23 protein-coding genes are annotated in these 23,242 nt (G+C 29.2%); 2 read left to right on the forward strand and 21 right to left on the reverse strand.

Annotation, left to right across the window (positions count from 1 at the left end):
• A partial coding sequence (locus tag HKO22_RS00005; RefSeq protein WP_169967581.1) for a transposase occupies window positions 1-363 on the forward strand: 363 nt, incomplete at its 5' end.
• A 95-nt stretch (window positions 364-458) separates the two neighbouring features.
• On the opposite strand, the gene HKO22_RS00010 is transcribed toward HKO22_RS00005, so the two are convergent.
• From HKO22_RS00010 to der, 15 genes are all read right to left on the reverse strand, one after another.
• The gene (locus HKO22_RS00010; RefSeq protein ID WP_169967583.1) at window positions 459-1,745 is read right to left on the reverse strand and encodes a methionine gamma-lyase family protein; all 1,287 of its coding nucleotides are present in this window, start codon (window positions 1,743-1,745) and stop codon (window positions 459-461) included.
• An 8-nt stretch (window positions 1,746-1,753) separates the two neighbouring features.
• Window positions 1,754-2,662 (reverse strand): tRNA (adenosine(37)-N6)-dimethylallyltransferase MiaA, encoded by a 909-nt coding sequence (gene miaA / locus HKO22_RS00015; protein ID WP_169967585.1) that lies wholly within the window; start codon window positions 2,660-2,662, stop codon window positions 1,754-1,756.
• Window positions 2,663-4,552, reverse strand: a complete 1,890-nt coding sequence (gene mutL / locus HKO22_RS00020; protein WP_169967587.1) for a DNA mismatch repair endonuclease MutL — start codon at window positions 4,550-4,552, stop codon at window positions 2,663-2,665. It lies immediately after the preceding gene.
• Entirely contained in the window at window positions 4,552-7,170 is a 2,619-nt protein-coding gene (gene mutS / locus HKO22_RS00025) for a DNA mismatch repair protein MutS (protein WP_407947276.1), read from the reverse strand. Before mutS ends, mutL begins: the two co-directional genes overlap by 1 nt.
• Entirely contained in the window at window positions 7,151-8,548 is a 1,398-nt protein-coding gene (gene miaB / locus HKO22_RS00030; RefSeq protein WP_169967600.1) for a tRNA (N6-isopentenyl adenosine(37)-C2)-methylthiotransferase MiaB, read from the reverse strand. The genes mutS and miaB overlap by 20 nt, the downstream gene beginning before the upstream one ends.
• Window positions 8,549-8,628: 80 nt before the next feature.
• Entirely contained in the window at window positions 8,629-10,005 is a 1,377-nt protein-coding gene (locus tag HKO22_RS00035; protein ID WP_075658822.1) for an NAD(P)/FAD-dependent oxidoreductase, read from the reverse strand.
• 1 nt (window position 10,006) lies between these two features.
• Complete coding sequence (locus HKO22_RS00040; protein WP_075658824.1) at window positions 10,007-10,909, reverse strand: RluA family pseudouridine synthase; 903 nt, start codon at window positions 10,907-10,909, stop codon at window positions 10,007-10,009.
• Window positions 10,910-10,912: 3 nt separating this feature from the next.
• Complete coding sequence (gene lspA, locus HKO22_RS00045) at window positions 10,913-11,368, reverse strand: signal peptidase II (RefSeq protein WP_075658826.1); 456 nt, start codon at window positions 11,366-11,368, stop codon at window positions 10,913-10,915.
• A 9-nt stretch (window positions 11,369-11,377) separates the two neighbouring features.
• On the reverse strand, window positions 11,378-12,160 hold the full coding sequence (locus HKO22_RS00050; protein ID WP_169967602.1) for a YlmH family RNA-binding protein: 783 nt from the start codon (window positions 12,158-12,160) through the stop codon (window positions 11,378-11,380).
• Window positions 12,154-12,603 carry a cell division protein SepF gene (locus HKO22_RS00055; protein ID WP_075658830.1) on the reverse strand — a complete coding sequence of 150 codons (450 nt, stop codon included), beginning with the start codon at window positions 12,601-12,603 and terminating at the stop codon, window positions 12,154-12,156. The genes HKO22_RS00050 and HKO22_RS00055 overlap by 7 nt, the downstream gene beginning before the upstream one ends.
• 9 nt (window positions 12,604-12,612) lie before the next feature.
• Window positions 12,613-13,323, reverse strand: coding sequence for a YggS family pyridoxal phosphate-dependent enzyme (locus HKO22_RS00060; protein WP_169967604.1), 711 nt, complete (start codon window positions 13,321-13,323; stop codon window positions 12,613-12,615).
• A gap of 9 nt (window positions 13,324-13,332) precedes the next feature.
• The gene (locus tag HKO22_RS00065; RefSeq protein WP_075658834.1) at window positions 13,333-14,580 is read right to left on the reverse strand and encodes an HlyD family efflux transporter periplasmic adaptor subunit; all 1,248 of its coding nucleotides are present in this window, start codon (window positions 14,578-14,580) and stop codon (window positions 13,333-13,335) included.
• Between the two features lie 51 nt (window positions 14,581-14,631).
• The gene (locus HKO22_RS00070) at window positions 14,632-15,639 is read right to left on the reverse strand and encodes an NAD(P)H-dependent glycerol-3-phosphate dehydrogenase (RefSeq protein WP_075658836.1); all 1,008 of its coding nucleotides are present in this window, start codon (window positions 15,637-15,639) and stop codon (window positions 14,632-14,634) included.
• Window positions 15,636-16,226, reverse strand: a complete 591-nt coding sequence (gene plsY, locus HKO22_RS00075) for a glycerol-3-phosphate 1-O-acyltransferase PlsY (RefSeq protein WP_169967606.1) — start codon at window positions 16,224-16,226, stop codon at window positions 15,636-15,638. The genes HKO22_RS00070 and plsY overlap by 4 nt, the downstream gene beginning before the upstream one ends.
• On the reverse strand, window positions 16,223-17,563 hold the full coding sequence (der, locus tag HKO22_RS00080; protein WP_169967608.1) for a ribosome biogenesis GTPase Der: 1,341 nt from the start codon (window positions 17,561-17,563) through the stop codon (window positions 16,223-16,225). The genes plsY and der overlap by 4 nt, the downstream gene beginning before the upstream one ends.
• A gap of 306 nt (window positions 17,564-17,869) precedes the next feature.
• On the opposite strand from der, the gene HKO22_RS00085 reads away from it, so the two are divergent.
• Window positions 17,870-18,736, forward strand: a complete 867-nt coding sequence (locus HKO22_RS00085; protein ID WP_169967610.1) for an NAD(P)/FAD-dependent oxidoreductase — start codon at window positions 17,870-17,872, stop codon at window positions 18,734-18,736.
• A 188-nt stretch (window positions 18,737-18,924) separates the two neighbouring features.
• Here the strand turns inward: HKO22_RS00085 and HKO22_RS00090 are convergent, their stop codons facing one another.
• From HKO22_RS00090 to HKO22_RS00115, 6 genes are all read right to left on the reverse strand, one after another.
• Window positions 18,925-20,172, reverse strand: a complete 1,248-nt coding sequence (locus tag HKO22_RS00090) for a hypothetical protein (RefSeq protein WP_083635512.1) — start codon at window positions 20,170-20,172, stop codon at window positions 18,925-18,927.
• A 14-nt stretch (window positions 20,173-20,186) separates the two neighbouring features.
• Window positions 20,187-20,462 (reverse strand): GNAT family N-acetyltransferase, encoded by a 276-nt coding sequence (locus HKO22_RS00095; protein WP_075658846.1) that lies wholly within the window; start codon window positions 20,460-20,462, stop codon window positions 20,187-20,189.
• Between the two features lie 95 nt (window positions 20,463-20,557).
• Window positions 20,558-21,406: a pirin family protein gene (locus tag HKO22_RS00100; RefSeq protein ID WP_169967612.1), complete on the reverse strand. Its 849-nt coding sequence runs from the start codon at window positions 21,404-21,406 to the stop codon at window positions 20,558-20,560.
• Window positions 21,387-21,818 (reverse strand): MarR family winged helix-turn-helix transcriptional regulator, encoded by a 432-nt coding sequence (locus HKO22_RS00105; RefSeq protein WP_075658850.1) that lies wholly within the window; start codon window positions 21,816-21,818, stop codon window positions 21,387-21,389. Before HKO22_RS00105 ends, HKO22_RS00100 begins: the two co-directional genes overlap by 20 nt.
• A 96-nt stretch (window positions 21,819-21,914) precedes the next feature.
• Window positions 21,915-22,514 carry a hydrolase gene (locus tag HKO22_RS00110; RefSeq protein WP_075658852.1) on the reverse strand — a complete coding sequence of 200 codons (600 nt, stop codon included), beginning with the start codon at window positions 22,512-22,514 and terminating at the stop codon, window positions 21,915-21,917.
• A 122-nt stretch (window positions 22,515-22,636) separates the two neighbouring features.
• Window positions 22,637-23,185: an NADPH-dependent FMN reductase gene (locus HKO22_RS00115; protein WP_078756584.1), complete on the reverse strand. Its 549-nt coding sequence runs from the start codon at window positions 23,183-23,185 to the stop codon at window positions 22,637-22,639.
• Between the last annotated feature and the right edge of the window lie 57 nt (window positions 23,186-23,242).

Below are 23,242 nucleotides of genomic sequence, written 5' to 3' on the forward strand. Positions count from 1 at the left end.
CATATTTTAGATTTTGACTATTCTTTCAGGAAGATTTATGACTTAATCCAAAATATTTTATTTGCTATTAGAGAGAAAAATTTTGACACTTTAAAAACTATTTTGCAGGAATTTAAACCTGATGAGTATGGGGAAATATATGGCAAAATTAAGGCAGCGATAAGTACAGCTATCAAACATTTAGAAAAGATTAAGAATACTTTAAATACTAATTACAACAATGGGAAAATTGAAGGTATTAACAACAAGATCAAAGTTATTAAAAGAATTTCTTACGGTTACCGTTCCTTTGATAATTTTAGATTGAGAATTTTTTTATGTTTTTACCATAAAAAAATATATGGTTTAAGCCATAAGACATAAACCATATATCATTAATTTTTATTCACCAACACTATTTGACAAAGAACCGAAAATTATAATCTTTAAAAGATGTTTTCACTCTCATAATTTAATTCTCATAATTTAATTAGACTTTCTTTATCAAGTGCATTTAACAAATGTATTAATGCAAATTTTATGTGATAATAAGATAGTCCTCCTTGGAAATATACATAGTATGGTTCTCTCATAGGACCATCTGCTGAAAGTTCAATAGATGATCCTTCTATAAAATCACCTGCTGCCATTATTACCTTATCATTATATCCTGGCATATCCCAAGGAATTGGAGTAAATTCTGAGTCAACTGGTGAAGAAAATTGAATATATTTACAGAATGTTTCTAGAATTTCTGGTTTCTGTAATTCAATTGCTGTTACAATATCACTTCTTGGCTCATCACTTGATGGAATTGTTTTAAAGCCCAATTCTTCAAAACATTTTGAAAAAAGTGTAGCTCCCCTTATTGCATCTTCGACAATTTTTGGCGACATAAAAAGTCCTTGAAGTATTTGTCTAGTCATTCCAAAGGTAAGCCCACAATCCTTTCCTATTCCTGGGGCGGTCAAAATATTTGCTGCTCTATTTATAAGTTCTGATTTGCCTGCTAAATACCCGCCAGTATAAGAAATTCCTCCACCAGGATTTTTTATAAGAGATCCCGCCATAATATCTATTCCTAGTTCACTTGGTTCAATTAATTCTGTAAATTCTCCATAACAATTGTCTACAAAAATTTTTATATCTTTGTTTATTCTCTTAACTTCATCAATGGCTTCTTTAAGTTCTAGTATTGTAAAAGCTCTTCTATTTGAATATCCCGTTGATCTTTGCATTATTACAAGAGTTGTATTATCTTTTATATAGTTTTTTATGCCCTTAATGTCAATCTTATTATTCACTAATGGAACTTCAGAATATTCATATCCAATTTTTATTAATGAATCGGGACTATCTCCTCTTATGCCTATCACTTTTTGCAATGTATCATAGGGAGTAGATGTAACTGACAAAAAATGACCTCCTGGCTTTAAAGCTGATTTTATTGCAAGAGTAATTGCGTGAGTTCCAGAAACTATATTAGGTCTTACAAGGCTGTCTTCTGTCTTGAAAATTCTTGCGTATATGCTCTCTACTTTATCCCTTCCAATGTCTCCATAGCCATAGCCAGTTGTCCAGTTAAAGTCAGTTGATTTTAAACCTTCTTTTTGCATAGCTTTTAAAATTTTAACTTGATTATACTGTGCAATGTCGCTAAATTTTTGAAATTTATCTTTTAATTTGGCTTCATTGTTATTTACAAATTCAATTATTTTCAAGTCAATGTTATACTCTTCTTCAAATAATTTATCGTATACTGTCATCTTTTCTCCTAAATTAATTTGCTGTCTATATAATTTTCTATGTCAGATAAAATATTGTCTGACTCTCTGTCAAACCATTTTATTCTTTCATCTCTCCTAAACCATGTAAGCTGTCTCTTTGCATAATGCCTTGAATTTTTTTTAATTAAATCAACCATTTCGTCAAATTGAATTTCTCCATCTAAATATGAAATGACTTCTTTATAACCAATTGCTTTAAGTGATTGAGAATCCTTGTCTAAACCAGCATCTAAAAGGTTCTTTACTTCATTTACAAGTCCTAAATCAATCATTTTGTCTACACGGTTATTAATTTTTTTGTATAATTCATCTCGATCCATGTTTAAACCAATATAAATTAAATTGTAGTCCTTATTTTCTTCTCGAAAATTATTTCCCTTTTTATTTCCACTTTTTAAAATTTCTAAGGCTCTAATAATTCTCTGACTATTGTTTTTGTGAATTTTTTTAGCCATTTCACTGTCTTTTTTTAAAAGTTTCTCGTATAAAAATTCGCTTCCCTCTCCTTCTAAAATATTGTTAAGCTCCTTTCTATACTCATAATCAGGTTCAGTCTCGGTAAAATTTAAATTGTAGACTATTGAATTGATATAAAGTCCCGTTCCTCCAACTAAAAAGGGAACTCTTCCTTTGTTATTTATATTAGTAATAATTTTTTTTGCCTCATTTTTAAAATCAGCAACGGAAAAATTATCTGAAGGTTCAATAATATCGATCATGTGATGAGGAATAGAAGTTTCATTTAAGTCAATTTTTGCCGTTCCTATATTTAATTTTTTATAAATTTGCATGGAATCACAAGAAATTATCTCTCCACAATATTTTTTAGCAAGTTTAAGAGAAAGGTCAGTCTTTCCTATTCCTGTTGGCCCAGTAATTATAATTAAATTTTCCATTTACTCCCTCAAAAATAATTTTGAAATAGTGTGCTTTGATACCTCCACAATTGTTGGTCTGCCATGAGGACATGTGTAAGGATTTTCACAATTCTTTAAATCTCTAATTAAGGATTCTATTTCCATTTCAGAAAGATCATCTCCAGCTTTAACAGAAGCTTTGCAAGCCTTTTTCATAATTTCATATAAATCTGCCTCATAATTTGATGAAATTTCTTTATCAAGAGAATCAATAATATCTCTTATAAAATTTACATAAGTTGGAAGACCAAAAATCATTGGGACTTCCCTTAAAACAACAGAATTATCTCCAAAGTTTTCAATTTTAAATCCTAGTTTAGTAAACAAGTCTAAATAATTTAAAATTTTGTCATACTCAATTTGATTTAGTTGTATTATTTCAGGCTTTAATAATATTTGTGAAGTAATTTCACTATTTAAATACATATGCAAAAATTTTTCGTAATTAACTCTTTCATGTGCTGCATGTTGATCCACAACAAAAATTATGCCATCTCTTTGGTTTTCTAAAAGTATATAAGTTTTGAAGAGAATTCCTGCAATATTAGTATTTAAAAGTTTCTCGTCAATTTGACTTTTTTTATTATCAAATAAAAAGTTTTTTTCTTCATGAATTTCTTGATTTAAAGTTTTTTCTTCAAGCTTCTCAACTTCATTATTCTCGACTTCATCTTCTCTATATAAGACTGCATCTTCATTAAAGGCATTATATAAATTGTCTTCATAATTTTTATATTGCGATTCATTTTTTAAATCCCATATACTTTTTAAATTTGTATGAGATTCATTGCTTTGAGAATCATCTCTTGGTTTATCATCATCTAGGAAAATATCAAAAACATTTATATTTTCCTCTTTATCTTTGATTTCGATTTCTCTTATACTTCGATTTGGATAAATTACTTCTTCAACGATTTCGGTTAAAATAGCATTTAAAATATTTTCATTAGAAATTTTTATTTCATTTTTCTTTGGATGAATATTAACATCAATTAACTTTGGATCAATGTCAATATAAAGAACAAAGACAGGATATCTATTTAATGGTATTAAAGAGTGATATTTTTTTTCTACAGCTCTAGAAATATTAATATTTTTAATAAATCTTCCATTTACAAATATATATTGGCTGTCTCTATTTGATCTAAAAGTTTTATTGTCAGAGAAAAAACCTTTAATTTTATAATTTTCTGACTCAAAGGATCCTTCATTTAATGAAGATGCAATTTCTGAACCTAATATACTAAAGATTCTGTTAATTGGATCCTTGTCGCTTCCAGTATTTAAAATTGTTTTTCCATCTTTAATTAATGTAAATTTAATATTATTGTTGCTAAGGGCAATTTTTTGCACAGTATCAATTATATTATTTATCTCCGTTAAATCTTTTCTCAAAAATTTTTTTCTAACAGGAGTGTTATAAAAAACATCGGTAATTACAAAAGTAGTTCCCTTTGGCATACCAATTTTATTTTTCTTTATAATTTTTCCATTTTCTATTACAAGGGAATTTCCAGCAAGGTCCTCTTCCCTTTTTGTCATAAGTTTTATCTTTGAAATATTTGAAATGCTTGCAAGAGCTTCTCCACGAAAACCAAGAGTTCTAATTTTTTCAAGATCTTCAATTTTTTCAAGTTTTGAAGTTGAATGGCGTAAAAATGCAATATTAAGATCTTCTTCAGAAAAGCCAGATCCATTATCTGAAACCTTAATAAAATCTGTACTTTCTCCCCTAATTTCTATGAGAATATTGTCTGCGCCTGCATCAATAGAGTTTTCTACTAATTCCTTTACAATTGAAGCGGGATTTTCAATTATTTCTCCTGCAGCTATTTTAGAAATAGTTGCTTCATCTAAAAGTCTAATCATTATAACTCCTTGGATTTATTTATAATTTCATTTAATAAATTAAAAGCTTCCATTGGACTTATTTCAAGAATATTAATTTCCTTCAATTTGTTAATAAAATTTAATATTTCTGGATTATTGTCTTCTTTTTTTATATATTCTTTGTTTAAGTCAATATTAATATCTTCATTTTCCTTTTCAATTACATTCAAAACCTCTTTGGCTCTACTTATTATTGTCTCATCAATGCCCGCAAGCTTTGCAACATCAATTCCATAGGAGTTGTTTGTAAATCCCTTGATTATTTTTCTTAGAAATATTATTTCATCATCTTGTCTATCAACTGCAATAGTTAAATTTTCCACAGAATCATATTTATCTTCAAGATGAACTAGCTCGTGATAATGGGTTGCAAAAAGAGTTTTAGCTTTTATATTTTCTGCAATGTATTCGATTATCGCATTTGCAATTGCAAGTCCGTCAAAAGTACTTGTTCCCCTTCCAACTTCATCTAAGATCAATAATGATTTAGGAGTTGCATTGTCGATTATGTCTGCAACTTCTTGCATCTCAACCATAAATGTAGATTGTCCCTTAGAAAGATTGTCACTAGCACCAATTCTTGTAAAAATTCTATCTACTAAAGATATATTTGCACTATCGCAAGGCACAAAACACCCTATATGAGCCATTATTGTTATAAGAGCGACTTGTCTCATGTAAGTTGATTTTCCAGCCATATTCGGTCCAGTAATTATGTGAATCATGTGCTTTTTGGTGTCGATATAAGTGTTATTTGGAACAAAAAAGTCATCATTCATATAGGATTCTACAATAGGATGTCTTCCATTTATTATTTCTATAAATCCATCTTCATTAAACTTTGGTCTTACATAATTATTTAAATTAGAAACTTTTGCAAGGGATAAAAGCGCGTCTAAATTTGAAAGATTGTCTGCCAAAATTTGTATTTTATAAATTTCGCCCGCAATATAATCCTTTAATTCATTGTAAACTTCAGACTGAAGACTTAGAGCTCTTTCCTTTGAACCAAGAAGCTTGCCTTCCATGTTTTTTAATTCTAAGGAGAAAAATCTCTCTGATCCAACTAAAGTTTGTTTCCTTATATAGTCATCAGGAACTTGATCTAAAAAAGATTTTGTGATTTCAATAAAATATCCGAGAATTTTATTGTGCTTAATCTTTAATTTTTTTATTCCAGTTCTTTCTCTTTCTTTATTTTCAAAATCAAGTAACCAATTTTTACCTTCAATTGCAAACTTAAAAAGTTCGTCTAAATCCTCAGAATAACCTTCTCTAATTATTCTATTATCCTCAATGACAACAGGAGGATTTTCGATTAAAATATCTTGGATTTTTTCATAAATATAAGTTAAGTCTATAAATTTTTTGCCCAAATATTTTAAATATTCATTGTCATAGTTTTCTAAAATTTCTTTTATCTTTTCCGAATTTATAATTGTATTTTTAAGAGAGGCAATTTCACGAGGATTTATGCTTCCATTGGAAATTTTTACAACGAGTCTTTCAATATCATAGACTTCCTTTAATAGTTTTTCTAATTTATCTTGAAGAAGTAAATCCTTAGTAAAAGCTTCTATTAAGTTTTGTCTCTCAAATATTTTATCTATATTTACAAGAGGACTCTCAACCCATTTTTTTAATTTACGTGAACCCATGGATGTGCTACATTTATCCAAAACATCTAATAGAGAACCTTTTTTTGTAAAGGTATTAAGACCCCTTACTACTTCAAGAGTTCTTTTTGAACTTTCATCTAAAATTAAATAATCAAAATTATTGTAATATTTTATATTATTTATGTGCTTTAAATTTATTTTTTGAGTAACTACTAAATACTGTAAGATTTTCTTTAATGATGTATAATCAGAAATATTATTTTCATAAATAAAATTTTTTAAACTATTTTTAAAATTTACACTAAAATATTCTCCAAGCTCTTTAAATAAATCTATATCCTTTAAATTTTCTGAAATATAAGGATTAATAAAAATATTATCTCTTTTAATTTTATCTTTAAATTTAGAAGTAATCTCTTCATTTAAAAGTATTTCATTGGGACTAATTCTGTCAATTTCATCTTGTAAGAAATTATAAAGCTCTGATTTTGACAAAAAAGTTTTTTCAGTAAAATAAATTTCTCCAGTAGAATAATCTGAATATGTTAAGTTCAAAGAATATCCGTGAATAAAAATTGAAAGCAAATAATTATTTAAATCGCTATTTAAATATTCTGTATCAGTAAATGTCCCTGGAGTAATAATTTGAGTAACTTCTCTTTTTACTATACCCTTTGCAAGTTTGGGATCCTCTACTTGATCACAAATTGCAACCTTGTAGCCCTTATTTATTAATTTTGAAATATAACCTGATGCCACATGATAGGGAACTCCGCACATAGGCGCCTTATCTTCTAGACCTGCATCTCTTTTTGTGAGAGTTATTTCCAACTCTCTAGAAGCAAGGAGTGCATCATCAAAAAACATTTCATAAAAATCACCAAGCCTAAAAAATAAAATTGCATCGGGATTTTTATCTTTGACAGCAAGATATTGCTGCATCATAGGCGTTAATTTTTCACGATTCAATTTTTTCACCCACTAAAGAAAAACTATTTGCATCCTTTACTCTAACTTTTAAAATTTTACCAATATCCTCTTTATTTCCCTTAAAATTAATAAGCTTAAATTCGTCAGTTCTTCCACTTACATATGTGTCGTCCTTCTTTGAAAAATCTTCAACCAAAACATCTACATCTCTTCCAATAAATGCCTTATTTTTCTTCTCTTGTATTGGGTATAAGACTTCCAAAAGTCTCTCAAATCTCTCATGCTTAACTTTATCAGGAACTTGCTCCATTTTAGCTGCAGGAGTATTTTCTCTTATAGAATATATAAAAGTAAAGGATGTATCATACTCAACTTTTTTAACTAAATCCAAAGTGTCTAAAAAGTCCTCTTCACTTTCTCCAGGAAAGCCTACCATTATATCTGTTGAAAGGGCAATATTTGGATTAACATTTTTTATTTTGTCAATTTTTCTTAGATAATCTTCCTTTGTGTATTTTCTATTCATCATTTTTAAAACTCTTGAAGAACCAGCTTGAACTGGAAGATGCAAAAAGTTACAAAGCTTATTTAAATTTTTGAAAGAATAAATTAACTCATCAGAAATATCCTTTGGATGAGATGTCATAAATCTTATTCTCTCAATTCCCTTTATTTCATTAATTTCTTCAATTAGATTTGCAAAGGAAAATCTATCGCCAAAATTTTTGCCGTAAGAATTTACATTTTGCCCAAGAAGAGTCACTTCCTTAGTTCCGCTTTTTGCTAATTCTTCAATTTCTCTAATTATTTCAAGGGGTTTTCTACTAGTTTCTCTTCCCCTTGTATAAGGAACTATGCAATAGGAACAAAAATTGTTACAACCATACATAATGTTCACATAGGATTTGAAATTATAAAGTCTATTTGCACCAAGAGAGTTATCAATGTTAAGTGGATTTTCCTCAATATCAATTGAAAGTTTTTTGCCTCCATAGGATAAACTTAAAAGTTCAGGAAGTTTCCAAATATTATTTGTTCCAAAAATAATATCAACATTTGGGAACTTTTCCATTACATAATTTCTAGATTCTTCTCTTTGCATCATACATCCGCACACTGCAACTTTAATATCTTTTTTCTTTGACTTTAAATTTTTTAAATTGCCAAGTTGACCATATACTTTATCTTCTGCAGAATGTCTAACAGAGCAAGTGTTTAAAATTACAAGGTCTGCATCTTCAACCTCATTTACAAAAATATAACCCATTTTTTCAAGAAGCCAAGTTATTTTTTCAGAGTCATGTTCATTCATTTGACAGCCATGAGTTATAACAAGTGCTTTTTTTGTGTCAATATTTTCTTTTATATTTCTAATATATTCATTAATATTGTTATTTATATCATTAATTAATTCTTTATTTTCCATTTACATCCTCATTTCATGTCTTTATATTATAACTGAAAAACAGTCTAATTATCAAGAAAAGAGTATGCAAACACATACTCTTAGCCTAAAATACTATTTAAATATCTAGCAACGTATACGCCACAGGCAGATGCTTGTGAAAGCGAATGAGTTGCACCTCCACCATCTCCTACTACAAAGAGACCTTCTACTGAAGTTTCAAAGTTTGAGTTAGTTTCAACTCTTGAGTTATAAAACTTGACTTCAACTCCATATAAAAGAGTGTCGTCATTGGCAGTTCCTGGTGCAATCTTATCAAGAGCATATATCATTTCAATAATAGAGTCCAATTGTCTTTTTGGAATTACAAGGGACAAATCTCCTGGTGTTGCTTTTAAAGTTGGTTCAGTAAAGCATTTAAGCATTCTTCTCGCATCAGATCTTCTTCCCTTAACAAGATCTCCAAATCTTTGTAAAAGAACTCCACCGCCTAGCATATTGCTAAGTTTTGCTATGGATTCCCCATATTCATTGGAATCTTTAAAGGGTTCTGTGAATGTATTGCTAACTAAAAGTGCAAAATTTGTATTATCAGATTGCAGTTTTGGATCCGCATAGGAATGTCCATTTACAGTTATAATTCCATTGGTGTTTTCTGCAACTACTTGTCCATAGGGATTCATGCAAAAAGTCCTCACAAGATCATTGTAACCTTTAGTTTGATAAACTATTTTTGATTCATAGACAGCGTCCGTTATATGTTTAAATACTTCGGCAGGAAGTTCAACTCTAACTCCAATATCCACTTGATTTGAAAATAAATTAATATTAAACTTTTTGCAAATTTGTGAAATCCATTTTGAACCGCTTCTTCCTGAAGCCAAAACTAATTTATTGCAATAAAATATTTCACCCTTATCAGTTGTAAGTTTAAATTCATCATTTTTTTCAACATCAACAATAGTTGTGTTAAAAATCATGTCAATAGTATCCTTTGTCCATTCAAAAATTTTTTCTAAAATTTTTACATTTCTATCAGTTCCAAAATGTCTGACCTTGGCATCAAGTAAATGAAGATCGTGTTTTAGCGCAAGAGTTTTTAAATTTGAAGCAGTTGTTTCATAAAGTTTTGAATTTCCACCGTCAAATTTACAAAGAACAGCATCTACATACTCCATTAATTCAATTGACTCGTCTTTTCCGATATAATCATGCATTTGCCCGCCAAAATTTGTAGTTATATTATATTTTCCATCAGATAAGGTTCCTGCGCCGCCATATCCATTCATAATATTACAAGGTTTACAGCCAATGCAATTTTCAACTTTACCAGTTTTTATTGGACATTGTCTTTTATAAATTGTATTTCCCTTATCAATTACTAAAACTTTTAAACTTGAATTTAATTTTTTAAATTCATAGGAAGCAAATACACCACTGGCACCTGCTCCAACAATTATCACATCGTACTTATTCAAATTATTTCTCCTCGCTAAAAATGCTCATGAAATCAGTGAATCTTTCTGGAAATTCATCTATAATTTCAACAACCTTACCTGTTATTGGGTGAATAAATTTAAGTTTATAAGCATGCAAAAGCTGCTTATTTATTTTATATTTATTTTTTACACCATAGGTTTCATCACCAACAACTGGATGATTTACATATGATAAATGCACTCTAATTTGATGGGTTCTTCCAGTGTGGAGCAGAACATCAAGTAAAGTAAATTTATCAAAATTTTTTAAAACATGAAAGCTTGTAGAAGAAGGTTTGGAGTTTTCTTCTATTACTTTCATTTTTATTCTATTATTAGGATCTCGTCCAATGGGAGCATCAACTTTAAAATCTTCATCGATAATTCCGTGGACTATTGCTAAATAATGTTTTTCAATTTTGTGATTTTTAAACATCTCTATGAGCTTGTAATAGGCTTCATCTTTTTTTGCAATAATCATAAGACCAGATGTATCTTTATCAAGCCTATGTACAATTCCCGGTCTTTCTTTATCTATTGGATTGGATAAATCTTTAAATCTATATAATAGACCATTTACGAGAGTCCCACTAGTATTTCCAGCTCCAGGATGCACGACTAATCCTTGTGGCTTTGATATTATAGCGAGATAATCATCCTCATATAAAATTTTAAAATTAATTTTTTCTGGAAGGAGTTGCCTTTCATTTTCATAAGATACTGTAATTATATCGCCTTTTTTTAAACTATATCCAGCTTTTACAATTTTTCCATTTAATAGGATATTACCTGATTCAATGTGCTTTTTTATCTGTGATCTATTTATTTCAAGTTTTTTATTTAAATATTTATCAAGCCTAGAGTCAACAAACTCTGAATTTATTACAAAAGTATTTTTATACATAGATCAACCTTTATTGTCGTGGAGAATTATTCCAATAGAAATTAAAATCGTTCCAATAACAATAAACATGTCGGCAAAATTAAAAATTGCAAAATCATGTCCAAAAAACTTCATGCTAATAAAATCAACTACATAATGAAGCCTAATTCTATCAATAAAATTTCCAATAGTTCCACCAATAAGAAGACTGAAACTTAATAAATAAATAAAAGGTATCTTATTGTAATTTTTAACTAAAAATATTATTAAAACTAATAAAACTACAATAGTAATTATTGCAAATAAGAACCTAAATCCCTGTAAAATTCCAAAGGCTGCTCCTCTATTTTCTATATAGTATAATTTCAAAAAATCATCTATTAAAACAATTGGATTTTCATTTGCAATATAAGTAACTACCAAATATTTTGTGAATTGATCTATAATTATTAAAATAATGCTAAAAATAGCAACAAACATAGTATCTCCTTATTTGTTTAATCTCACTATAACGACAAAATTTCCTTTCTTAGTGTTTCCTTCTACATCATAAATTCTAAATCTCCCGTACTTTCTTAAGGAAACTAAATCTCCCAAATCTAGCTCAAAATGAGATCTAGTCTCAACGGAAAAATTAACTTTTACAAATTCATTGTTTATCATGTTTTTTACCCTTGATCTTGATAAATTAAAAACCTTTGAAATTAAATTGTCGAGCCTAAAGGATGAAACAATGATTTTTTTATAATAAAATTCTTTTTTAGGAATATCAAGGATTTTTTCTTGACGACTAAGAATAACATTATATTTGGAAATTTTTGTGAGATTCATTTCTATAAAGTTTGCAATTTCTCTTTTAACAAAAAAATAAGTGAATTTTTCGCCAATTAAAATATCACCTATTTTTCGTCTGTCTATGCTTAAACCCAAAATTGATCCAAGCACATTGCCATGTTTAATTTTTTCATTAGATTCAAATTTGAATAAGACAATATCATCTGCATCATTCTCATATTTAAAACTTGGATAAATATATATGATATTAGCTTCACTGTCTTCATATCCTCCAAAAACTTTATAGGAAACCTCATTTTTAAACCTATTTAAAATGGAAATAGATAAATTAATCTCATGAGGATTTAAAAAGTCAGTAGATGTAGTTATATAATTATTCATTACATACTCTATCTTATCAATAACTTTTCTTATAGCAGTTCTTTCCTCAGATCTACTTATATGATTAATTAAATCTATTCTATTTAATTTTACCAAGGAAACATTCCATTGTTTTTAAGTTGTTCTTTTAATCCATCGATTTCAACATTATTTGGTGCTAATATAAAAATATCTTTGTTCACTTTTTGCATCTTGCCATCAACTGCATAAAGAGCTCCACTTACAAAATCAAAAATTTGTCTTTTAACATCAACATCAAGTTGTTCAAAATTTAGAACAACAGCTTTGAAATCTCTTAAATCATCAACAATAAGTGGTGATTCATCATAAGAAAGCGGCTCGTGGACTGTAATTACCATACCATTTGATGATACTCTAGGTTTAGATTTAGTGTGAGTAATACTCTTTGTTGTATAAGTAGGTTCAACCACTTCATTTTCTTTAACATCATTTTCAAACTCATCGTCAAAATCTTCGTATTCATATTCATCTGCAAAACCGAAAATTTTCTTTAATTTGTCCATTGTTTTTTCTGCCATAATATCCTCCTAATTATAATTTCTATTTCCAAATAATTTAGAACCAACCCTAATCATATTGGCTCCTTCCTCTATCGCCAATTTAAAATCATGGCTCATGCCCATTGATAAATATTTCATTTCAACACCCTCATAGTTCTTTGACGAAATATTTTCAAACATGATATTCATTTTCTCAAATAATTTCCTTAGCAAAGTTTCGTCAGGACTATTAGGTGCAATTGCCATAAGCCCTTTTATATTTATATTTTTATAATCTAAAAGTTCATAAATAAAATCTTCTGTGTCCTCATACTTTATACCAGATTTAGTTGCCTCATTGCCAATATTTATTTGCACAAGACAATCGACCTTAATATTATCCCTTGCTGCTCTTTTATCAATTTCTTTAGCTAATTTTATTCTGTCAAGGGACTGAATTAATTCTACTTTGTCATAAATATATTTTACTTTATTAGTCTGTAAATTGCCAATTAAATGAAAATTTATTTTATTATTTTTTAATTTATTTTCAATTTCTTTATCTTCGATTTTTGAAACAAGCTCTTGAACTTTATTTTCGCCAAAATCTGTAACACCAAGTTTATTAAATTCCTTTATCATTTCAACAGGATGTGTCTTTGAAACAGCAATAAGCTTGACATCTCTACAAAAATTTGAATGATCTTTTGCAAGCTCAATGTCTTCATAAAGTTTTTTTAAATTTTCTTCTAAATTCAAAATACCACCTCAATTTAATATTCTCGACTCATCCACAGTTTTTGGATTTAATACAATGGCATCATTTACAGTTACAGTTTTATAACTTTTATCGCCAATGCTAATCACAGACTGTTTATTTCCCTTATTAATAAATACATTATCGCTATTTTCATTAACTATATCAACTGGAACAAACTTGACAAGACCTTTTATCTCTTGAACATACACTCCCGTCAAATTATCTCTATTGATTAAAGTAGATTTGGGAATTTCAAACCCTTTGGTCTTATTTACAATAATTTTACCATCGTGAATTCTATTTGAATACATATTTTCAAAATATCTATCTAGACTTACAATTATAACTGCATGATCTTTATCTTTGTTTATTTTTTCTACATTACCATACAGATTTTCAATATCAGGAATTTGAATTTTTACAGAATCACCAATATTGTAGTTTGTAATTTGTGATACATTATTTATTGTACAAGCGACTTTCCAATTGATATTGTTTATAATCTTAAAAAGAGGATCTCCATTTTTTACCTTAGTTTCCATTTCTAGGCTTTTAAAATTATAATTTTTATTTAGATATTTATAAGTAAATTTATCTAGATTGTCAGTTTTGAAATAATCTTCATTTCCATCTATTTTATAAGAAACAATGCCACTAAATTCAGTAACATATGAAAAATTATATTTAGAAATTTTGTCTTCTAAATCCTTCTCTTTAAGCATAAGGGTATCTTCAGATAATGAAAGATACTCTTTTAACTCTGCTTCGTTAATATTTTCTATAGAAACTTCATCAGAGGAATTAATATCAAAGTAAACTCCTGAATAATTTTTATTTTTTATTTGTTCTTGAAGATTTTTTGTAAAGCTATGGTTATTTTCTTTTTCTATTGGTTCAATTCCTTTTTTAATTTTTAATGCAGCTTTAACTTTATTTAAGTCGTCTTTTAAAGATGAAACATCTTCCATTAAATTTAAGTTTGCAACTTCATAACCAGCTGGAACTTTTTGTCCTTCACTAGCGTGAAAAACAGCAATACCATCACCTATGGAAAAATATGTTTTCTCCTCAAATAAATTATAAATTTTTGTATCAATGTCTTTTTCAAAAGTGGTCAATGTCGGGAAAATTGTTTTATAATTATTTATGCGATTGCCTCTTATTAATTTCGTAAAAAATATCATTATAATAATAAAAAATAAAAAAGCAATTAGCCTTCTCTTAAAAAATTTATTTTTTTTTAAAAAATTCTTCAAATAACCACCTATTCACCAAATAATTATATCACAAACTCCTGCAATATGTTATTATTCGAAAAAGATTTGCTCTATTTCGTCCTTATTTTTTCTAGTCATTAAATCAAACACAGCTTTATTTGGATCATAATTTTCATACAGTACTTGATAAAGTGCATTTGTTATTGGCATTTCAATGCTTTTTAACTTAGAAAGTTTATAAGCAGCCTTTACAGTTTTTACACCTTCCACTACTTGACCAACTTCTTTGCAAGCTTCATTCATAGATTTCCCCTTGCCAATTAAAATTCCAGCTCTCCTATTTCTTGAGTGCATACTTGTACATGTAACTATTAAATCTCCAATTCCCGACAATCCATTAAAGGTATGCGGATTTGCACCCATTGCAATACCAAGCTTGCTCATTTCATAAATTCCACGAGTCATAAGAGCTGCTTTAGAGTTATCACCATAGCCAAGTCCATCATTCATTCCTGCTGCTAGTGCAATAATATTTTTGAGAGCTCCTCCCATTTCAACTCCAATTAAATCAGGATTTGTGTATATTCTAAAAATTGAAGTAGAAAATTCATGTTGAATAATTTTCGCTGCCTTTAAATCTGTAGATGAAGCTACAACTGTTGTAGGAATGTCCTTTCCAACTTCTTCGGCATGCGATGGACCAGAGAGTGCCACAAAAGAATTATCTTTTAAAACTTCAGCTGAAATTTCTGAAATTCTCTCCAATGTTTCAAGTTCAATACCCTTAGATAAATTCACAACAATTGTCTTTTTTGAAATTTTTCCCTTAATGCTTTCTAAAATTTCTCTAGCACTAGATGTTGGCACTGCAAGTACAAAAATATCAATATCGTCAAGAACAGTATACAAATTGCTAGTTAAGTTTATATCATTGTTAAATTTAGCTCCTGGAAGATATTTAATATTTTCTTTATTTTTCCTTATATCTTCAGTTACAGATTTATTTCTAATATAAAAATTAACATTATGTCCTTTATTTGACAAAAGCCTTGCAATAGCAGTCCCCCAGCTTCCACCACCGCATAGCGTAATATTCATTTTCTACCTCCTGTTTTATTTTCATTTCCAGCTATAATTCTCTTAATATTTTCCTTATGTCTTATTATTCCAATTAAAGCAATTATGATAACTAATATTATATTTGAAATACTTAGTTGGGACATAAAAGTGTAGACAATAATAATAGAAATAAAAAATAGAATTGAACCAACTGAAACTATTTTTGTAAGAATAGTTCCTAGAACCCATACAATATAACATATTAAAGTGAGTGGGAAATTAAAAAGTGCAAGTGCACCAAGCGTTGTTGCAACGCCCTTTCCACCTCTAAAATTCATGTAGAAGGGAAAATCATGTCCTATAACAGCTCCAAGTATTCCCAGAGGAACAAAATTTGTTCCAAAAATCTTTCCTATAATATAAGTTACAGCTACTCCCTTAAAAAAATCAATTGCAAAAGTTAAGACTCCAGCCTTTTTGCCAAGAACTCTCATTGCATTAGTTGTGCCGGCATTTCCAGATCCGTAATTTCTAATATCTTTATCTAAGAATAATTTTCCGATTATATAGGAACCGGAAATTGTTCCTATAAAATAAGATATAATTAAAACTAAAAGATAATTCATCTTTTAGGTCCTTTGTCAGCTCTTGAGCTAATTCTATTTTTTAATTCCAAAATAATTGGAGTTCCAGCAAAGGAATAAGTTTCTCTAATTTGATTTTCAATATATCTAAGATATGAGAAATGAAACAACTCTTTATCATTTACAGAAAGTAAAAATTTAGGTGGTCTAACACTTACTTGAGAACCGTAATATAGCTTTCCTCTCTTTCCTTTATCAGATGGAGGTTGGTTCATCAAAACAGCTTTGTTTAAAATATCGTTTAAGACGCCTGTTTGGATTCTATGATTGTAATTGTTGTTTACGACTTCTATTAAATCTAAGAAATCATTGACTCTTTGCCCGGTTTTTGCAGATATAAATATTATTGGAGCATAAGTAACAAAGGGAAGATTATTTCTAATATCTTTTTCAAAATTTTTCATGGTTTTTGTTTCTTTTTCAAGAGCATCCCATTTATTAACTGCAATAATAATTGCTTTATTATTGTCATGAGCATAACCTACAATTTTAGAATCCTGCTCTGTTACACCTTCAAGTGCATCGATCATAAGTACGCATACATTAGATCTTTCAATTGCCGTAAGGGTTCTTATAACAGAATATCTTTCAACCCCCGGAATTATTTTTTTCTTTTTTCTAAGACCAGCAGTATCTACAAAAATATATTCATTGTCTTTATATTTAATTAAAGAGTCAATAGAGTCTCTAGTAGTTCCAGGGATATCCGTAACAATTGATCTATTTTCTCCAGTCAAATAATTTAGAAGCGAAGATTTTCCGACATTTGGCTTTCCAATTAAAGTTACCCTGATATTATCATCATCTTCCATATCATTAATTGGTTTAAAATCACTTATTACTACATCAAGTAAATCACCCACACCTGTACCTTGTTCTGCACTTATGGCAATGGGTTCACCTAAACCTAATTCATAGAAGTTAAAAATATTTTCCTTTGTGATTTTTGAATCATATTTATTTACTGCTAAAACTACTTTAGTTTTATTTTTCCTTAAAAAATTTGAAATTTCTCTATCTGTAGGATTTAATCCCTCAGCGCCATCTACTAAAAATATTACAACATCAGATGTTTCTAATGCCATATCGATTTGTGCCTTTATATTAGACATAAAAATATCTTCATCTTTTAAATCAAGTCCACCAGTATCAACAAGTAAAAACTTATAATTAAGCCATGATGCAGGTTGATAAATCCTATCTCTAGTAACACCAGGAGTATCCTCAGTTATTGAAATTTTTCTTCCTACTATTTTATTAAATAAAGTAGATTTGCCGACATTTGGTCTGCCAATTATTGAAACTATGGGCATTTCCATATAATCACTCCTATCTTTATGATTATAACAAATTAAATTATTAGATTCAATTTACTATTTACAATTGAGAATAAAAATATTGAAATCTGATAATCTTATCTTCCATTATGGTAAAGGGAGTCAATGTAGGACATGATTTTAGGAATTTATTTGATTGATTAAGTATTACAGCTTCTTTTTCTAAAAGAAACCCTTGTCCTTCCTTAAAGAAATATATAAATTTATACTTTATACTATTTGCAATTAAGTTCTAAAAGATTTATAATTTTATTAAACCTAGTGATTTGATGGGATATAGGAGGTAATATGAAAGATATAATTATTATAGGAGCTGGTCCTAGTGGTGTAAGTGCTGCCCTTTATGCAAAAGCAAGAGGAAAGGACATCTTAATTTTAGAAAAAGAGCAAATTGGTGGAATAATTGGTCATGTGTCTAAAGTAAGTCATTACGCATCTGTTGATAAAAATGAAACAGGCGAAAGCTTTAGAAAAAAATTGGAAGCTCAACTTAAATATTCTAATATAGAAGTGGTTTATGAAAAGGCTATATCTATAAAAAAGGAAACTGATAAATTCATTATTGCCACTGACAAAGATACTTATGAAGCTAAAAAAGTTATTTATGCAGCAGGCTCTAAACTTAAAGAACTTGAGGTAGATGAAATTAAATCTTATCACTGGCCTTTTGGGAAAGAAGATTTGCTAAAAGATAAGCTAGTAATTATTAATGGAGGTTCCGATGGAGCAGCTAAGGAGGGTCTATATATTTCAAAATTTGCAAGAGAAGTTCATATAGTCCAAGATAAAGATAAGTTACTTTGCATCGACGAATTTAAAAAGAAAATTGAAGATAGTTCAAATATTATAGTTCATACTAGTGAAAAGATTGTAAGTAAAGTTTCAAATTCTGAAATAAAATTATCTTCAGGAAAAACAATTAAAGATAAAGATGAAATCTTAGTCTTTGTTCAAATTGGTCAAAGTGGAAACTCAGATATTTTAAAAAACTTAGAAAACTTTGATTTAGAAAATAGTTTTGTAAAGACTGATATAGAAAGTACTATTGATGGCCTTTTCTTTGCCGGAGATATCAGAGTAAAGTCTGTAAGACAAGTATCTACAGCTGTATGTGATGGAACAATAGCAGGCATTAAGGCAAGTCAAAGCTTGTAATAAAAAATTTATTTATGCTTTAAATTCAAAGATTAGAAACTTTTTAATAAAAATTAATTATATTTCAAAGAAAAAATCGACTTACTTATATAAGTTTGCCGATTTTTTGATCTTAAAAAATATCAGCCCAACCTATTAGGAGGAGCTGACACAAAACTTTTTACATTATATAATTTACATTTTATTTACTATATATTTCTTTCTTTTGAACCCTTTCCTTTTGCAATAATTTCTCCCTTTATTTCAAATTCTTTAACTTCGCCACCATCAATATTAAAACTTATAACTCCATCGCCCCTTGTTTCAATATTTTCTCCGACAAATAATTTTTCTATTATTGCACCTTCAAGCACGCTTATTCCATCTGCTTTTAAAGTTTTTATAACGCCTTTTACAAGTGTTTCTCCTTCTCCACCAAAGGTTTCAACTGATTTAGTAATAGTGATTTCCCCTACTGGTTTTGAAAATTGCATACCAATGGATCCGTCTCCAACAGTTTTTATTGAATAAAATGTGGCATTATTTATAGTACCGTCGTATTGGTTAAATCCTCTGGCGCCTTTACCATAAGTTTCAATTGCTTTGTTTGCAAGGAACTTTTTAACTGTTCCAAAATTTACAAATCCGATACCACTTGAGCCATAGCTAATTACTTTTTCATTTGTTGTCCAATCATCCACAACTCCCCATACATCAAGAACCATATCGTTGTTTCCATATGTTTTAACAACTCCATTTGAAACAATTTTATTTGCATGAGCACCATAGACAATAAATATAGCACCTGTAATTAAATTAGGTTGACCCGTTGGAATCATTCCATTTGAATATATCTCTTTTGTTTCAAGTTCCTTTACTGTAACTTTTCCACCTTCGTCATTAAAGCCTGATATAAAAACTCCACTTCCAAAGACAGGTGAAAGTTCTCTTCCTATTTTTAATCCCTTAATATTTGCTGTTATTTCGCTATCTTTAGATGGATTAAAGTTATAAATTGTAAATGCTCCTTGGTATACAATTACGCCATATTTCATAGGTCTTTCTACAAATCCTCTTGCATCAGCAGCAACAATATCAAGGTTTTCAACATTTAAGTTTAAAAACTTATTGTTCCCTCTTGTAAGAATTTGAACTACACCTGTAACTGTAAGATCTTTTAGGGATATATCTTTTAAATCTTCTAATTCTGAATTTATAAAGATGGCTCTTTCCTTATGTGATGTTTGAATTGCAAGATTCTTAATCTCATTATCGCCTTCAAGTCCAATTCCTTCACCATTCATAAAACTTATAAGAACATCTTTATTTTTACCAACAAGTTTCTTTCCTTTTTTCAATGTGATTGAATTTGGAATTGTAAATGAATTATAAATTTCAATTAAATCTTCCTTTGAATTTAAAGCCCTTTGTAGTTCTACATAGTTTTTTACCTTCATAATCTACCTCCTGATTAAAAAAGAACGTCATTATATTCAAGTTTTTTTTCAAATTCTTTTTTTGCATATGGACATAGCGGAATAATTTTTACATTTTCTTTTCTTGCATTTTCAACTATCTTTTCTACAAGTTTTGAAGCATATCCTTTGCCTCTTAAACTTTCATCCACATATGTGTGATCTATAATCCATTTCGCATCTGAAGGTGAAAATGTAGACTCTCCAACAAGGTTGTCTTTCTCATCGTAAAGTGCCGCTCTATTTCTATTTTTTTCAAATTCTACTCTCATTATTTCTCCTTTATACTAATAAAAAACATCCTAATCTTAAAAATTTTAAACTCTTTTTAAATTATAAAAGTGAGCTTAAAACTCACTTCTATAATTTAATCGGCATTAAATTCAATTTTTTCCTTTATAAATGTTCCATTTCTAAGATCTTCATAAGCTTGTCTGATTTCTTTTGAAGTGTTCATTACAATAGGACCTGCCCATGCAACTTCTTCATTAAGTTTGTCAGAACTCATGAACAATACTTGTGCCTTATTGTCTCCATTTTTAATTGTTAACTTGTCGCCTTCTGATAGTTTTGCAGCTGTTTTTTCTTCTATATGTTCATCTCCAACATAAACATCTCCAATAAGTGTGAAAATCATGACAGATTTATTGTGATCTGTTTCAATTGTAAATTCTTTGTTTGGCTCCAAGTGAATATCATAATAATCAAGTGGCAAGTGTTCTCCCTCAAAACCACGATGTTCTTTGTAAGTTCCAGCAAGCAAGCGAATCATGCCACTATCAATATCAATTTCTTCAATCTCATCTCTATGAATCTTATTATAAGTTGGCTTACTCATCTTTTCCTTTTGTGGTAGATTTAGCCAAAGTTGAACACCAAGAAGTCTATCGGATGCTGGAACCATTTCCTCATGTTCAATCCCAGATCCTGAATTCATCCATTGAACCTCTCCATCGCCAATTCCATCTTCATTGCCAAGAGTGTCTTTGTGAACCATTTTTCCCTTGTAAAGATAGCTAACTGTTTCAATTCCTCTATGTGGATGCATTGGAAAACCTGCAGTATATTCCTCTGGATTTGTACTGTCAAAGGAGTCAAGCATTAAGATTGGATCGAAATCCTCTACAGTTTCATGCCCCAAAACTCTTACCAGGCTTACTCCTGCACCGTCTTTCGTTCTAAAACCTTGTACTTTTTTAATTACTTTTCTTTCCATATATACCTCCAATTTTCTTTAAAATTATGAGCAAATTTTCTTTTTCTTCTTCTGTTAACATTAAAAAAGACTCTTCTAACATTTCTGTATTTCTAACAACAACCCTTTCAATGACATCTCTTCCCTTGTCCTTTAGGTGTAAAATGCAAACTCTCTTGTCGCTTTCACAAGGAATTTTTTCGATATAATCAAGTTTTACCAAATTGTTTACAATAACAGAAATAGTTCCAACACTGCTTAAAATCTTTCTCATTACATTTCCAATGCTCATATCTCCCTTACTATAAAGAACTTCCAAAACTTCAAACTGTCCAAAGGTCAAACCTTCCTCCTGAGCAAGTTTCATGGTTTTCTTATCGATCTTATCAATGCATCTATGAAGTGCTACTATTAATTTTAACGAAATATCCATATACTCCCTCAATAATCTAACTGGATATATTGCCATCAAAAATAATTTAAAACAAATATCCTTTTCTTACAAAGTGAGCTTTATTAAATTAGCCTCTTATTTACTAAACAAAATTTTTGCAAATTCTTCTTTTGTTTCTTCCCTATTCCAATCTCTTTGAAGTTCACAAGCAAGTTGTGCGAAACTAATAAGTTTTGCTCCAGCTTGTTCCATACGTCTAAGTGCAGCTTTGTGTGCAACTTCACTTGTTCCTCCAACGGCATCTACTACAACATAGACCTCATACCCTTCCTTTAAAGCATCAAGTGCTGGAAAGCTAAGGCATGCCTCTGTCCAAAGTGCTGTCATAATAAGCTTCTTTCTTCCAGTTTTCTTTACAGCATCATAAAACTCCTCATCTTCCCAAGAATTTATTGTAGTTCTATCAACTGGTTCAATATCTGGGAAAACTTCTCCAATTTCTTTTATTTGAGGTTCATTTTCACCATTTTTTACATTAACTGTGCTTAAAACTGTTGGAAGTTTAAAAAGTTTCGCAAGCTTTGCAGTCTTTGTAATATTTTTTACAAGTTCTTCTTGATCCATACTTTTTATAGAACTAACTTGAATAGGTTGATAGTCTATTGCTATAAAAGCTGCGTTTTCTGGTGTTAGTAAATGATCGACTTTTTGATCTCTAATTTTTTTTGAATTCATAATATCCTCCTTGAATTTCACTAATTTAAATATTTATCATTTAAAGCATAAATTGCTTTTTTAATAACTTTTGCTAAAGCTTTTTAATTAATTTAAATAAATTGATACTTTTATTAATATAATTATTTTCTATTTATTAATTTTGCGTGCTCAACAAAACTAAGAACAGCCTTCTCTAAAAACTCTCTAGTTCCTTCTACCATTTTTTTGTCTTCATCAAAAAGATCTTGAACCTTTGATAGATAAACTTCTGGTTGTTGCATAGGAATCAAATCCACATAAATAAAGGATTGACGAAGTGCGTGATTTGCTGCCATCGCTCCAAATCCACCAATGGATGCACTAAAAACTGCTGCCGGCTTTTTCTTAAATCCACTGCCTTCTGGATCTCTTGATACTACATCAATTACATTTTTTATTGCAGGTGTGTAACTTCTGTTGTATTCTGGTGTGAAGAAAATAAAACCATCATATTTTTTTACCTCTTCTCTTATTTTTTTAAAATTTTCATTTGGCTCGTCTTCGTCCAAATCTTGATTATATAGTGGAACATTTGAAATATCAATAATATTTGCTTCCACATCCTCTGGAAATAATTCCTTTGCTGTTAATGCTACCAACTTATTCCACGATTCTTTTCTTAAAGAACCTACAATTAATCCAATTTTCATAAAACCATCCTTAAATACATCTAATTAGATGTTTATTTTTTGTAAAAATTTTTAGCA

This window comes from Peptoniphilus faecalis, assembly GCF_012976305.1.
Lineage (GTDB): Bacteria > Bacillota > Clostridia > Tissierellales > Peptoniphilaceae > Peptoniphilus_A > Peptoniphilus_A faecalis.